The following is a 12,803-nucleotide window of genomic DNA, read 5'->3' as shown; positions in this document are numbered from 1 at the left end:
ACCGGGCGGAGGCCGAGCGGCTCCACCTCGTGCACTACCGCGAACTCGCCCGCCACGCCGACCCCGCACTCCGCGGCGGCGGCCAGGTCCGGGCGATGGCCTGGTTCCGGACCGAGTACGAGAACCTGCGCACCGCCCTGCGCCGCGCCGTCGCCGCCGGGGACGAACACGAGGCGCTCCTGCTCGTCCACTGCCTCCTCTGGTACTGGCAGATGCGCGACCTCCGGGCCGACGCCCGGCACTGGGCCGAGGTCGTCGCCGGCCTCGGGCCCGACCCCTTCGCCACGCCGGCCGCCCCCGTCGTACCGCTCCACGAGCCCTGTACGGCCGCGCCCCCGCCGCTGAGCGAGGAGCAGCTGTGGGAGGCCCGGCGCGGGGTGCGGCTGATCGGGCTGCTCAACATGGACCACATGATGGGCGACTGGACCTCCCCCGAGGGCGTCGCGCGGCTGAAGCGGATCACCACCGCCTACCGGCCCGGGCTCCCGCAGCTCTGCCGGCTGCCCGGCTCCTTCGTCGTCTTCGCCGTCATCCTCGTGGGCGAGGCGGGCCGGATGCGTGAACTGCTCGACGCCACCGTGGAGTCCTGCCGCCGCCTCGGCCACGACTGGGATCTCGCCAACGCCCTCCAGCTCCGCGCCAACATGCTGGCCAACCGCGCCGACTGGGCCGGCGACGCGGCGGCCGACGCCGACGAGAGCCTGGAGATCTTCATCCGCCTCGACGACTCCTGGGGCGCGGCCGAGGCCCTCTCCTCACGGGGCGAGGCCCGCGAGCGGCAGCTCAGCTTCGAGGGCGCGGCCGAGGACTACGCCGCCGCCATCGGCTACGCCGAGCGGATCGGCGCGCAGTCCCAGATGGCGCTGCTGCGCGCCCGGTACGCCGACATGCTGTCCCTGACCGGTCACGCCGAGGAGGCGGAGCAGATCCTGCGCGAGGTCCTGGCGGCCGGTGAGAACCGCGGGCACGAACCGGTACTGGCCGCCCGGCTCTTCCTGGCGATGCTGCTCGGCCGGACCGGCCGCACCGCCGAGGCCCGCGCGCAACTGAAGGCGCTCATGGACGACTTCAGCTCCGAGACCCTGTCGATCTTCGGCGGGTTCACCCTCGGCGGCCTGGCCTGGCTGGACAACCTCGACGGGCAGTACGCTTCGGCGCTCGACCTCGCCCGGGAGGCCCTGGAGCGATCCCTCGGCTCCCTGTCGATGATGGTCGCCCCCCAGATGCCGGCGATCCATCTGATCATCGCCGCCTGGGCCCTCGCCGGTCTCGGCGGCCGCGACGCGGAGCTCGGCGCCCGGCTCCTCGGAGCGCACACGGGCCTGTTGCCGGAGGGGCACCTGCTCCTGCCGACCGAGCGCGACAACGTGGAGCGCGCCGAGGAGCTGGCCCGCTCCGTCCTCGGCGACGGGGCGTTCGAGGCCGCGTACGCCGAGGGCGGCGGCCTCTCCTTGGAGGAGGCCGCCGCCCTGCTCGTGCGCGCCGACGCGATCCAGGGGCGCGCCGAGTACTGAACCCCGTGTCCTGAACCCCCGTACGGCTCAGGTCTTCTTGCGGAACTTGGCCACCGCGAGCGGCGCGGTCACGGCCGTGATCACCACGGCCCAGCCGAGCGTCATCCACACCGAGTCGCCCACGGGGGTGCCGTTGATCATGGCCCGGGCGGCGTCGGCGAGGTTCGACAGCGGGTTGTAGTCGGTGAAGGTCTCCAGCCAGCCGGGCATCGAGGTCGGCGGGGCGAAGATCGAGGAGCCGAACTGCAGCGGCATCAGAACGATCATGGCCATCCCCTGGACGGCCTGGGCCGTCTTCAACGCGAGACCCAGCAGGATGAAGATCCACATCAGCGACGCGCCGAAGACCATGGACAGACCGATCGCGCCGAAGAGGTCCAGGATCGAGCCCTTGATCTCCAGGCCCAGCAGGAAGCCCATGCCGAGCAGGATCGCGGTGGCGATCATCATCCGGCCGATCTCGACGACGATCTTCGCTATGAGGACGGAGGACCGGGCGATCGGCATCGTACGGAACCGGTCCATGACCCCCTTCTTGAAGTCGTCGTTGATGCCCGTGCCCACGGCCATGGCGATGTTCATGCCCATCATCGCCATCAGGCCGGGGACCACGTAGTTCACGTACGCGTCGTTGTTGCCCTTGCCGGAGATCGCGCCGCCGAAGACGTACACGAAGAGCAGGACGAAGATGATCGGCATCAGGACGACGTCGAACATCGACTCCGGGTCCTGCTTGATCTGCAGCGCGTTGCGCCGCGCCAGGGCGCCGATGTGGCGGAGGTTGGCCCGCAGGCCGATCCGCCCCTCGTCGACGGGCGCCCGCTTCACCGGGGCGGGGCCGTCGTCGAGAGCCTTGGTGATCGTGGTCGTGGTGCTCATGCGGCGACCTCCTCGGTGATCGTGTCGGAAGCGGACGACTTCTCGCCCGTGATGGCGAGGAACACCTCGTCCAGGCTGGGCAGATGGGTGCCGATGTGCGCGATGCCGAAGCCGCGCGCGCCCAGCAGGCCCACGACGGCGGTCAGCTGCTCGTCGCTGAGGATCGGCACGTACAGCGCGCCCTCGTCGGGGACGACCGTCGAACCGGCGATCCCGTCGAGACCGGACTCGCGCAGGGCCGCGGACATGGCCGGCAGGTCGGCCGGGTCCACGGGGCGGACCTTCAGCGTGCGGCCGCCGACCCGGGCCTTGAGCTCGTCCACCTTGCCGTTGGCGATGACCTTGCCCCGGTCGATGACCGTCAGCTCGCTCGCGAGCTGCTCGGCCTCCTCCATGTACTGCGTGGTGAGCAGGACGGTCACCCCGTCGGCGACCATGCTCTGCACCTCGTCCCAGACCTCGTTGCGGGTGCGCGGGTCGAGGCCGGTGGTGGGCTCGTCCAGGTAGAGGACGGCCGGGCGGCCGATCATCGACGCGGCGAGGTCCAGCCGGCGGCGCATACCGCCGGAGTACTGCATCGCGGGCCGCTTGGCGGCCTCGGTGAGCGAGAACCGCTCCAGGAGCTCGTCGGCGCGGCGGCGGGCGTCCGCGCGGGAGAGATCGAGCAGCCGCCCGATCATGTACAGGTTCTCCCAGCCGGACAGCTTCTCGTCGACCGAGGCGTACTGCCCGGTCAGGCCTATGGTGCGGCGGAGCTGCCTGGGCTGCTTCACCACGTCGTAGCCGGCGACGGTGGCGGTCCCGGAGTCCGGGACGATCAGGGTGGACAGGCAGCGGACGAGGGTGGTCTTGCCGGCGCCGTTCGGACCGAGCACGCCGAGGACCGTGCCCTCCCGGACGTCGAGGTCGACCCCGTCGAGGGCCTTCGTCTCGCCGTAGTGCTTCACGAGGCCTCGTACCTCGACGGCGTTGTGCGTGGATCGCGTCATGGGCCCCACTACACCAGGCACCACCGACAACGCACCGACAGAAGACCTACAGGGGGTCGACATCCCGGGAGCGGACGACCGACAGCCCGCCGATGGGGGAGGGTCGGCGGGCTGTGGTCCGTGCCACTGTGGCTAGTGGAAGGTGTGCTCCTCGGCGGGGAACGCCCCGCCGGTGACGTCCTCCGCGAAGGCCTTGGCGGCGTCGCCGAGGGTCGCGCGAAGGTTCGCGTACTGCTTGGTGAAGCGCGGCACCTTGCCGCCGGTGAGCCCGGCCATGTCGGTCCAGACGAGGACCTGGGCGTCGGTGTCGGGTCCCGCGCCGATGCCGATGGTCGGGATGTGCAGGGAGCGGGTGACCTCGGCGGCCAGTTCGGCCGGGACGAGTTCGAGGACGACGGCGAAGGCGCCCGCGTCCTGGGCCGCCTTGGCGTCGCTGAGCAGCCGGTGCGCGGCCTCGTCGCTGCGGCCCTGCACCCGGTAGCCCATGGTGTTCACGGACTGCGGGGTCAGGCCCAGGTGGGACATGACCGGGATGCCGGCCTGGACGAGCAGCTCGGTCTGCGGCAGAGACCTTTCGCCGCCCTCCAGCTTGACCGCGCCGACGCCCGCGTCCTTGACGAGCCGGGTCGCGTTGCGCAGGGCCTGGACGGGCCCTTCCTGGTACGAACCGAAGGGGAGGTCGCCGACGACGAGGGCGCGCTTGGTGCCCCGTACGACGGCGGCGGACAGGAGGGTCATCTCGTCCATCGTGACGGGCACGGTGCTCTCGTACCCGAGATGGCAGTTGCCCATGGAGTCGCCGACGAGCACGACCGGGATGCCGGCCTCGTCGAAGACGGACGCGGTCATCGCGTCGTAGGCGGTGAGCATGGGCCACTTCTCGCCACGGGTCTTCGCGGCGGCGATGTCGTGGACCGTGATACGGCGCGTGCCCTTGCCTCCGTACAGCGCCTTGCTGCTGTCGGGGGACTGCTTCTGGGCAGACTGAAGCGTCATGGTGAACGGCTCCTTCGTCATCTCGAGGCGCCCTGACGGCGTCCCCGGACCACATCCATGGTGGCACTTCCCCGAGCGACCGGGGAAGTGGGGCGAAGTGGCGCTGTTCACACCGCCGCGACGGAAGAATTCGGGGCGTAGTTACGAATGTGCGCGTTCTGTCACAGCCATCCGGTCCGGCGGCCGGAACCGGAACCCGCCGCGCCGCCTTGTCGTCCCTCGTGGCAGTACGACGGGCCCGGCATCACCTAGTGTCGATTCCGGGTCACGGGGCACGTCAGCAGGACGGCAAGGCAGCGGCAAGGCAGCGGCAAGGCAGTGAGGACTGAGTGATGGCGCGGGTGGACATGGCGGAGACCGAGAACGGCGGCGCCGGGGACGAGCGCTCCGGATCCCGGTTCCGATCGGCGTTCGACCGCCTGCGCGGTGACCGGGGCATCTGGCGCCGCGGCATCGTCCTGGCCGTCTGCGCGGTGCTGCTCACCCTGCTGATGGTCTTCCACGCCGACATCCCCAACCGGATCGGCAACCTGGGCAGCCTCACCGAGACCTTCCTGCCCTGGCTGGGCGTTCTCGTGCCGGTCCTGCTGGTCCTGGCCGTGCTGCGGCGCTCGGCGACCGCGCTGATCGCCCTGCTCGTGCCGGCCGTGGTCTGGGTGAACCTCTTCGGGGGCCTGATCACCGACAAGTCGGAGGCGGGCGGCGACGTCACCTTCGCCACCCACAACGTGAACGCCGACAACCCCGACCCCGAGGGCACCGCCCGGCAGATCGCCGAGTCCGGCGCGGACGTGGTGGCCCTGGAGGAGCTGAAGGGCGAGGTCGTCCCGGTCTACGAGAAGGGCCTGGCCGACACGTACAAGTACCACTCCGTGCAGGGCACGGTCGGCCTGTGGAGCAAGTACCCGCTGCGCGGTGCGGGGCCGGTCGACATCGGGATGGGCTGGACCCGGGCGATGCGCGCCACCGTCGCCACGCCGAAGGCCGAGGTGGCGGTCTACGTCGCCCACCTGCCGTCGGTACGGGTCAAGATGAACGCGGGCTTCACGGCCAACCAGCGCGACAACAGCGCGAACCTGCTGGGCGAGGCGATCGCCGGCGAGCCGCAGGAGCGGATCGTCCTGCTCGGCGACCTCAACGGGACGATGAACGACCGCGCGCTCAACGCCGTCACCGCGCAGATGCGCTCCACCCAGGGCGCGTCCGGCGACGGCTTCGGCTTCAGCTGGCCGACGTCGTTCCCGATGGCACGGATCGACCAGATCCTGGTGAAGGGCGTGGAACCGGTCTCCTCGTGGACCCTCCCGGCGACGAAGAGCGACCACCTGCCGATCGCGGCCCGCGTCACCCTCTGACCCCTGCGGGCAATCGCCTACTGGCTCGGGGACTCGCGCCAGCGGTTCGTGATCGGGAGGCGGCGGTCCTTGCCGAAGCCCTTCGCCGAGATTTTGGTGCCCGGCGGGTACTGGCGCCGCTTGTACTCCGCCGTGTCCACCATCCGCAGCGTCCGCGTCACCAGCTCCTCCTCGAAACCGGCCGCGACGATCGCGTCCCGGCCCTGGTCGCGGTCGACGTACATCGCGAGGATCCGGTCCAGGACGTCGTAGTCCGGCAGGGAGTCGGTGTCGACCTGGTCCGGGCGCAGCTCGGCGCTCGGCGGCTTGGTGATCGAGCTCTCCGGGATCGGCGGGGTCATCCCGCGCTCCTCGGCCGCCCGGTTGCGCCAGCGCGCGAGCCGGAACACGGTCGACTTGTAGACATCCTTGATCGGCCCGTACGCGCCCACCGAGTCGCCGTACAGCGTCGAGTACCCCACCGCCAGCTCGGACTTGTTGCCCGGCGCGAGCACGAGGTGACCCTCCTCGTTGGAGATCGCCATCAGCATCGTGCCGCGCAGCCGGGACTGCAGGTTCTCCTCCGCGAGACCGGTGAGACCGAGCGCCCCCATGTACGCGTCGAACATCGGCTCGATCGACACCGTACGGAAGTTGAGCCCGGTGCGCCGGGCAAGGTCCGCCGCGTCGCCGCGCGAGTGGTCCGAGGAGTACTTCGACGGCATCGAGACGCCGTACACGTTCCGCGCGCCGACCGCGTCGCAGGCGATCGAGGCGACGAGCGCCGAGTCGATGCCGCCCGAGAGCCCGATGAGCACCGAACGGAAGCCGTTCTTCGCGATGTACGCGCGCAGGCCCACGACCAGCGCCGAGTACACCTCCTCGTCGTCGTCGAGCCGGTCCGCGTATCCGCCCGTCAACTCCCGCTCGTAGGCGGGCAGCGGGTCCTCGGAGAGGATCACCCGGTCGATCCGCAGCCCGTCGTCCACACGTTGTCCATCAGCGACCGCGTCGCGGGCGCTCGGCGCGTCGGGGGCGGCGGCCGGCAGGTCGAGGTCCACGATCACCGTGCCCTCGGAGAACTGCGGGGCGCGCGCCACGACCTCGCCGTTCGCGTCGACCACGATCGAGTCGCCGTCGAAGACCAGCTCGTCCTGGCCGCCGATCATCGCGAGGTACGCGGTCGTGCAGCCGGCCTCCTGGGCGCGCTTGCGGACCAGTTCGAGCCGGGTGTCGTCCTTGTTCTGCTCGTACGGCGAGGCGTTGATGGAGAGCAGCAGTCCGGCGCCTGCGCTGCGGGCGGCCGGCACCCTGCCGCCCTCCTGCCACAGGTCCTCGCAGATCGCGAGGGCCACGTCGACGCCGTGGACCCGGACGACCGGCATGGTGTCGCCCTGGACGAAGTAGCGGAACTCGTCGAACACCCCGTAGTTGGGCAGGTGGTGCTTGGCGAACCGCAGCACCACCTCGCCCCGGTGCAGGACCGCGGCGGCGTTCTCCGGGGAGCCGGCGGGCCGGCCGAGCCGGGGCTCGGCGCGTTCCGAACGGTCCAGATAGCCGACGACCACCGGCAACTCCCCGAAGCCCTCGGCGTCGAGGGTCCGGGCGAGCGCCCGCAGGGCGGTCCGGGACGCCTCGACGAAGGACGCGCGCAGCGCGAGGTCCTCGACGGGGTAGCCGGTCAGCACCATCTCCGGGAACGCGACCAGATGCGCGCCCTGCTCGGCGGAGTGCCGGGTCCAGTGGACGATCGCCTCGGCGTTGGCGGCGAGATCGCCGACGGTCGAGTCGATCTGATTCAGAGCGAGGCGTAGTTGAGGCACCCGCCCAGTGTAATCGTCAGACCGACGCTATGTCCTGGCGAACAGGACATCGGGACGCCGGACATCGGGGGCTACTTCGTCGGGCCGATCCAGATCGCGTTCTCGTACTCGACGACCTTCGGGCCCACCTCGATCTGCATCTCCCCGTCCGCGTCGGCGGAGAGGGAGAACGCGAAGTCGCTCTTGGCCTGCTTGCCGGGGAGCACCTTGCCCCGGAACATCTCGGTCGCGTCGCTGCCGTCGAAGATCGCGGAGGCGGGCGAGCCGTCCGCGTCGCTCGCGTCCGGCAGGGCGGTGGAGACGTCGAGGGTCGCCTTGCTGCCGTTGACGATCGTGATCGTGACCTGGAACGCGCTGTCGCCCTTCTCGTACCCCGCGGCGAACTGGTCGGGCTTGTAGGCGCGCGGCTTGGAGACCGTCACCTTGACGCCGTCCGGGTACGTGAAGGTCTCGCCGAACTTCAGCGCCGCCGGGGCGGCCTCGGTGGGCTCGGCCTCGGGCTCGGTGTCGCTCGTGGCGCCGGGCGCGCCGGGGGCGGTGGGGGCCGTGGAGACCCGCTCCCGCTCGCGGATCCCCTCGTCGATGTCCTTCCTGAACTCGTCCACGGCCACGGCCAGGATGATCAGCCAGGCGATCGAGGCGACGATCGTGAGCGCGCCGAGGATCAGGCCGGAGAGGGCCACGCCCTTGTTCGTGGCCTCGCCCTTACGGCCCCGGGAGTGGCCGATGGCGCCGAAGATCAGGGCCAGTACGCCCAGGATCGCGCCGAGCCAGAAGGTGAGGGGGAAGAGCCCGAAGAGCAGACCCACGATGCCCAGGACGAGCGCGGCGACGCCGAGCCCGTTGCGGGGCGGCTGGAACGGGGGCGGCATCCCCGGCATGCCAGGTATGCCCGGCATCCCAGGTATGCCCATCGGGGACATCCCGGTCGGGGACATCCCCATCGAGGGCATCCCGGTCGGGGGCGTGCCGGGCGGCGTCGAGGGCGGAGGACCCCAGGGGTTCTTGTCCGGGGTGTCGGCGGGCGTGGTCATGCGGGGTCCTCCGGGATGGCTGAGCTGTGAGCCTGACGTCGGGCCAGCTGATTATGGAGGAGCCGGTGGTTCTGTGATCGACCGGTGTCGCCGAACCCGGCCGGGTCCGCCACCCCGACCAAGGGGACCTCGCGCCGCCCGCATAGCATCAGATGCCACTATGTCCCTTTCCTGGCCCGGCCCCGCGCGAGCCACCGCCGTCCTGCTCGCCCTCGGCGCGCTCGCGTACACCGCCTGGGTCCTCGAAGTCGTCGTGCGGACCGGCCTCGACCCGGTCCGGACGTACGTCTCCGAACTCGCCGCCACCGACCAGCCCCTCGGCGGCCTCTTCCGCGCGACCGACCTCACCGCCGGCCTCCTCGTCCTCGCGGCGGCCGCGACGGCGCTCCTGACCGGCCGGGGCCGCCGCCGGGCCGGGACCGACAGCTCCTCAGAAGCCCCCGGCCGAAGCCCAGGTGGCCCAAAAGGCCGCAACCCCGGGCGCCTCGTCCTCGTCGGCTGGGTCGCCCTCGCGCTCTTCGGCGCCGCCACCGCCCTCGACTCGCGGCTGCCGCTCAGCTGCACGCCCACCGCCGACCCGGAGTGCGCCGCCCGTGAGACCGCCGGGCTCGTCCCGGCCACCCACACGGCCCATGCCGTCAGCTCCGGCCTCGCCATGACGGGGGCGCTCTGCGCCATGCTCGCCCTGACCGTCGCCGCCCGCCGCTACGGCCTGTGGCGGCCCCTGGCCCGTACCGGCCCCGCCCTCCTCGTCCTGCAACTGGTCGCCACCCTCTGGACCCTGGCCGCCGTCGCCGCGTTCGAGGCGGGCGGGGACACCTGGTCCCTGGGGGCCGGGCAGCGGCTGCAGGTCCTGCTCGTGGCAGTCTGGCTCGCGGTACTCGCCGTGTCCGTGGCCAGGGAGAGAGCGTGACCGTGTTCGTACGGGTCGGGGGCGTCGCCCACCACGTCGTCGTCGAAGGCACCGGGCCCGTCTGCGTGCTCAGCGCCGGCCTCGGGATGAGCTGGTTCGACTGGGACCCGGTCGTCCCGCTGCTCGCCCCCCACCGCACCGTCGTCCGCTTCGACCGCCCCGGCCACGGCCTGTCCGCCCCGGCCGCCGTCGCGCCGTCCGCGACGGGCGAGGCCCACCGGATCGCCGGCCTCCTGGACGCGTTGGCCCGGCTTGTCCCGCCCGGCCCTGTCACCGTCGTCGCGCACTCCATCGCCGGGTTCCACGCGGAGGCCTTCGCCCGGCTGCACCCGGCCCGTACCGCCGGGCTCGTCCTCGTCGACGCGTCCGTCGAGGAGCACGCCCGTACCCCCGCCGCCCCCGCGCTGCGCACCGCCGCCGCCCGCGGCCTCGGCACCCTGCTGTCCGCCGCCGGAGCCCCGGCCGCCCTCGGACCGGCGGTCCGCCGCGCCACCGTACGGCTCTCCCGCGCCGGCGGCGGCGACCCGGCCCCCGCCGACCTCGTACGCCGCTGCTACACCACCTCGCGCGTGCTGCACGGCACGCTCCTGGAGAACACCCACTACCGCGCCGTCGCCGCCGAACTCCTCGCCCTGCGCGAGCGCCACCCGCTGCCGCCCGGCGTCCCCGTCACCGTCCTCGCGGCCCCGGACGGCTCCGCCCGCTGGGCGCGCCGCCAACGCGCACTGGCCCGCCGGCTCGACGCCCGCTACGAGGGCGTCGAACCGTCGGGCCACCTGATGATGCTGGACCGCCCGGACGCGGTGGCACGGGCGGTACTTGGTCAGGCGGTGCTGCGTCAGGCAGTACCTGGTCAGGCGGTACCGGGTCAGGCGGGCGACGCCGCGTAGACGCTCTCGCAGAACGCCTTGAGCTGCTCGTCCGAGATGTGCTGGGCGAGGTCGGCCTCGCTGATCATGCCGACCAGTCTCTTGTTCTCGATGACGGGGAGCCGGCGGATCTGATGGCTCTCCATCTCGTCGAGCACCGCGTCGACGTCCGCGCCCGCGTCGATCCACCGCGGGGTGCCCTGTGCCATCTCGCCGCAGGTGATCTTCGACGGGTCGTGGCCCATGGCCACACAGCCGACCACGATGTCGCGGTCCGTGATGATGCCGCAGAGCCGTTCGTTCGCGTCCGCGATCGGCAGGGCTCCGACGTTGAGGTCGCGCATCATCTGGGCCGCGCGGTCGAGCGTCTCGTGTTCCGGGATCCAGCGGGCCCCGGAGTGCATGATGTCCTTCGCCGTGGTCATGGGGTGCGTACCTCCGTAGCAACGTCGTCGTACGTACGTCCCCGAGCGTCAACCATTGTCCGCGTACGAGGCGGCCCCCGCGACCGCTGGGGTCACGGGGGCCGTCGTACGGGCCGTCGTACGGGCCGTCCGGGTCAGGAGCGCGGCTTCGCGCCCCGGGCCTTCAGCAGGTCGGCCATCAGCCCCATCTCGGATTGCTGCCCCTCGATCATGCCCTGCGCGAGGTTCCGCTCGATGTCCACCGAGCACTTCTCCACACAGCCCTGGGCCATGTGCACACCGCCCTTGTGGTGGTCGGTCATCAGCTGGAGGTAGAGGATCTCCGCCTCCTTGCCACTGGCCTTGCGGAGCCGGTCCATCTCCGCCTTCGTCGCCATGCCCGGCATCAGCGCGGCCTCGAGCGGACCGGTGCCGCCGTTCCCGCCCATGCCCATGCCCATCCAGGCCATCGGCTTGGTGCCCGACTCGACCTTCGGCAGCCCCCACATGTCCAGCCAGCCCAGCATCATGCCGCGCTGGTTGGCCTGGGTGTTGGCGATGTCGTACGCGAGCCGGCGCACCTCCACGTCGTCGGTGCGGTCCCGGACGATGAACGACATCTCGACGGCCTGCTGGTGATGGACCGACATGTCACGCGCGAAGCCGGCGTCCGCCGAGGCCGACGTGGGGGTCGCCGGCGCCTCCTCCCGCTCGGCGGAGGCGACCGTGAGGGCGCCCCCGGCGAAGAGCAGTGCGAGCACGACGGCGGCGATCGAGGCCCCGTGCGTACGCGTCAGCTTCACTGGGTGCCCCCGATGCCACCGGCGCAGGTCGCGCCCGGCTCGGGGGTCTGCGGGCCCTGCGCGTACCTGGTGAGGAAGGCGTCGACCCGCGAGTCGCTCGCGCTGTCCACCGAAACCTGCTTACCCCAGGCGCTCAGCGTGATCGCGCCGGACTGGTCGTCGATCGGGCTCATCATCGAGTACGGGGTCTTCCCGACCTTCTCGGCCAGCTTCTTCACATCGGCCTCGGCGGCCTTCTTGTTGTACGTGACCCAGACCGCGCCGTGCTCCAGCGAGTGCACGGCGTTCATCTCGGCGATCTTCGTCGTGTAGACGTTGCCGTCGCAGTTCTGCCAGACCTGGTCGTGGTCACCGCCGGCCGCGGGCTTCATCTCGTAGGCGACCGGCGTGGTCACGTGGTTGCGGCCGAGCTTCTTGGCGTCCCAGGACTTCTCGTCCTTGATGGGGGCCTTGGCGGCGGCCTCCTGCTTCTCCTTCTTCTCGGACTGCTGGTTGAGCACGTAGCCGCCGAAGCCGACGAGGCTCAGGACGACCACGGCGGAGACGCCGATGGTGATGAAGCGGTTGCGGCGCTCGCGGGCCTGCTCGGCGCGGCGCATCTCCTGTATACGGGCGCGGCGGTCGGCGTTGGCGGAGCGTTTGGCGGCCATGGTGGTGTCGTCCTTCTCGGATGTGGGGTGGCGTCAGGCGTCGGGCGTGAGCCGGGGGCGGGGCTGGATGCTGCCGGCGGCTACGTCCGCAGGACTTGAAGGACGTGCAGGTCCGGTGCGCGCGGCTGCGCGCCGGAACGGGACACCCGGCCGGTGTCGTACGCCGGTACGGGGCCCGGGAGCCGGCCCTCCGCGTGGTGCGGGGGGCCGAGCGGCGGCGCGGCGAGCACCGCCGGGCCGAGCGAGGGGAAGAGGGAGCAGCGGCCGCGGCCGTAGGGGCACACGTACTCGTGGGCGGGGGCGACGGCGTGCTGCGCGCGGGGAGAACCTTGATGAGCGTCGACCGGGGCCGGGGCCGGGGTCGGGGTCGGGTCACCGACACCCAGACAGACGAAGAGCGCGGCGAGGAGCGTCGCCACGGCACTCGCCAGTGCCATGGGACGCGCGCGCCGGGACAGGCGTACGACCTGAGGGCCCCCCATGGGCCGAGATCGTAGTGGCCAACGGGGCGGTCGTGGGGATCAGGGGGAACTCCGGGGGAACTGTGAGGGGATCTGTGGGGAGAGCGGACGCCCGGAACCGGCCGGTCCCCCGT

General features: G+C 71.7%; 12 protein-coding genes and 1 pseudogene. 4 read left to right on the top strand and 9 right to left on the bottom strand.

Translation table 11 applies throughout. The features are described from left to right. Window positions 1-1,514 (top strand): annotated as a pseudogene (locus tag Q5762_RS07010) (AfsR family transcriptional regulator); the annotation flags it as partial. A 27-nt stretch (window positions 1,515-1,541) separates the two neighbouring features. Here Q5762_RS07010 and Q5762_RS07005 read toward each other — a convergent pair. From Q5762_RS07005 to panB, 3 genes are all read right to left on the bottom strand, one after another. After that, on the bottom strand, window positions 1,542-2,393 hold the full coding sequence (locus Q5762_RS07005; protein WP_315891087.1) for an ABC transporter permease: 852 nt from the start codon (window positions 2,391-2,393) through the stop codon (window positions 1,542-1,544). Then, the gene (locus Q5762_RS07000) at window positions 2,390-3,382 is read right to left on the bottom strand and encodes an ATP-binding cassette domain-containing protein (protein ID WP_315891086.1); all 993 of its coding nucleotides are present in this window, start codon (window positions 3,380-3,382) and stop codon (window positions 2,390-2,392) included. The genes Q5762_RS07005 and Q5762_RS07000 overlap by 4 nt, the downstream gene beginning before the upstream one ends. A gap of 132 nt (window positions 3,383-3,514) precedes the next feature. Then, a complete protein-coding gene (panB, locus tag Q5762_RS06995) occupies window positions 3,515-4,378 on the bottom strand; it encodes a 3-methyl-2-oxobutanoate hydroxymethyltransferase (RefSeq protein WP_315891085.1) in 864 nt (287 codons plus the stop codon). Window positions 4,379-4,710: 332 nt separating this feature from the next. On the opposite strand from panB, the gene Q5762_RS06990 reads away from it, so the two are divergent. Next, window positions 4,711-5,733, top strand: a complete 1,023-nt coding sequence (locus Q5762_RS06990; protein ID WP_315891084.1) for an endonuclease/exonuclease/phosphatase family protein — start codon at window positions 4,711-4,713, stop codon at window positions 5,731-5,733. A 17-nt stretch (window positions 5,734-5,750) separates the two neighbouring features. Here Q5762_RS06990 and Q5762_RS06985 read toward each other — a convergent pair whose 3' ends face one another. Both Q5762_RS06985 and Q5762_RS06980 read right to left on the bottom strand, forming a co-directional pair. Continuing rightward, complete coding sequence (locus tag Q5762_RS06985; RefSeq protein ID WP_315891083.1) at window positions 5,751-7,535, bottom strand: NAD+ synthase; 1,785 nt, start codon at window positions 7,533-7,535, stop codon at window positions 5,751-5,753. Between the two features lie 71 nt (window positions 7,536-7,606). Beyond that, window positions 7,607-8,569 carry a DUF4190 domain-containing protein gene (locus Q5762_RS06980; protein WP_315891082.1) on the bottom strand — a complete coding sequence of 321 codons (963 nt, stop codon included), beginning with the start codon at window positions 8,567-8,569 and terminating at the stop codon, window positions 7,607-7,609. Window positions 8,570-8,729: 160 nt separating this feature from the next. Between Q5762_RS06980 and Q5762_RS06975 the strand changes: the two genes are divergently transcribed. Together Q5762_RS06975 and Q5762_RS06970 are read left to right on the top strand one after the other, a co-directional pair. Then, window positions 8,730-9,482, top strand: coding sequence for a DUF998 domain-containing protein (locus Q5762_RS06975; RefSeq protein ID WP_315891081.1), 753 nt, complete (start codon window positions 8,730-8,732; stop codon window positions 9,480-9,482). Continuing rightward, window positions 9,479-10,372: an alpha/beta hydrolase gene (locus Q5762_RS06970; RefSeq protein ID WP_315891080.1), complete on the top strand. Its 894-nt coding sequence runs from the start codon at window positions 9,479-9,481 to the stop codon at window positions 10,370-10,372. The genes Q5762_RS06975 and Q5762_RS06970 overlap by 4 nt, the downstream gene beginning before the upstream one ends. Here Q5762_RS06970 and Q5762_RS06965 read toward each other — a convergent pair. The 4 genes from Q5762_RS06965 to Q5762_RS06950 form a co-directional block, all read right to left on the bottom strand. Next, window positions 10,351-10,776 carry a CBS domain-containing protein gene (locus Q5762_RS06965; protein ID WP_315891079.1) on the bottom strand — a complete coding sequence of 142 codons (426 nt, stop codon included), beginning with the start codon at window positions 10,774-10,776 and terminating at the stop codon, window positions 10,351-10,353. The two genes, Q5762_RS06970 and Q5762_RS06965, sit on opposite strands and share 22 nt — an antisense overlap. 134 nt (window positions 10,777-10,910) lie before the next feature. Further along, a complete protein-coding gene (locus Q5762_RS06960) occupies window positions 10,911-11,552 on the bottom strand; it encodes a DUF305 domain-containing protein (RefSeq protein WP_399494616.1) in 642 nt (213 codons plus the stop codon). Window positions 11,553-11,554: 2 nt separating this feature from the next. Then, the gene (locus tag Q5762_RS06955) at window positions 11,555-12,208 is read right to left on the bottom strand and encodes a DUF3105 domain-containing protein (RefSeq protein ID WP_315891077.1); all 654 of its coding nucleotides are present in this window, start codon (window positions 12,206-12,208) and stop codon (window positions 11,555-11,557) included. A gap of 80 nt (window positions 12,209-12,288) precedes the next feature. Next, window positions 12,289-12,690, bottom strand: a complete 402-nt coding sequence (locus tag Q5762_RS06950) for a hypothetical protein (RefSeq protein ID WP_315891076.1) — start codon at window positions 12,688-12,690, stop codon at window positions 12,289-12,291. Between the last annotated feature and the right edge of the window lie 113 nt (window positions 12,691-12,803).

It is taken from the genome of Streptomyces sp. P9(2023) (genome assembly GCF_032436795.1).
Taxonomy (GTDB): domain Bacteria; phylum Actinomycetota; class Actinomycetes; order Streptomycetales; family Streptomycetaceae; genus Streptomyces.
The sequence above is the reverse complement of the archived record's forward strand: the minus strand, read 5'-3'. Positions and strand labels throughout refer to the sequence as shown.

Excerpts from the sequence above, each read along its gene's own strand:
- Q5762_RS07005 (WP_315891087.1), bottom strand. The coding sequence starts at position 2,393 with ATGAGCACCACGACCACGATCACCAAGGCTCTCGACGACGGCCCCGCC.
- Q5762_RS07000 (WP_315891086.1), bottom strand. The coding sequence starts at position 3,382 with ATGACGCGATCCACGCACAACGCCGTCGAGGTACGAGGCCTCGTGAAG.
- panB (WP_315891085.1), bottom strand. The coding sequence starts at position 4,378 with ATGACGCTTCAGTCTGCCCAGAAGCAGTCCCCCGACAGCAGCAAGGCG.
- Q5762_RS06990 (WP_315891084.1), top strand. The coding sequence starts at position 4,711 with ATGGCGCGGGTGGACATGGCGGAGACCGAGAACGGCGGCGCCGGGGAC.
- Q5762_RS06980 (WP_315891082.1), bottom strand. The coding sequence starts at position 8,569 with ATGACCACGCCCGCCGACACCCCGGACAAGAACCCCTGGGGTCCTCCG.
- Q5762_RS06975 (WP_315891081.1), top strand. The coding sequence starts at position 8,730 with ATGTCCCTTTCCTGGCCCGGCCCCGCGCGAGCCACCGCCGTCCTGCTC.
- Q5762_RS06965 (WP_315891079.1), bottom strand. The coding sequence starts at position 10,776 with ATGACCACGGCGAAGGACATCATGCACTCCGGGGCCCGCTGGATCCCG.
- Q5762_RS06955 (WP_315891077.1), bottom strand. The coding sequence starts at position 12,208 with ATGGCCGCCAAACGCTCCGCCAACGCCGACCGCCGCGCCCGTATACAG.
- Q5762_RS06950 (WP_315891076.1), bottom strand. The coding sequence starts at position 12,690 with ATGGGGGGCCCTCAGGTCGTACGCCTGTCCCGGCGCGCGCGTCCCATG.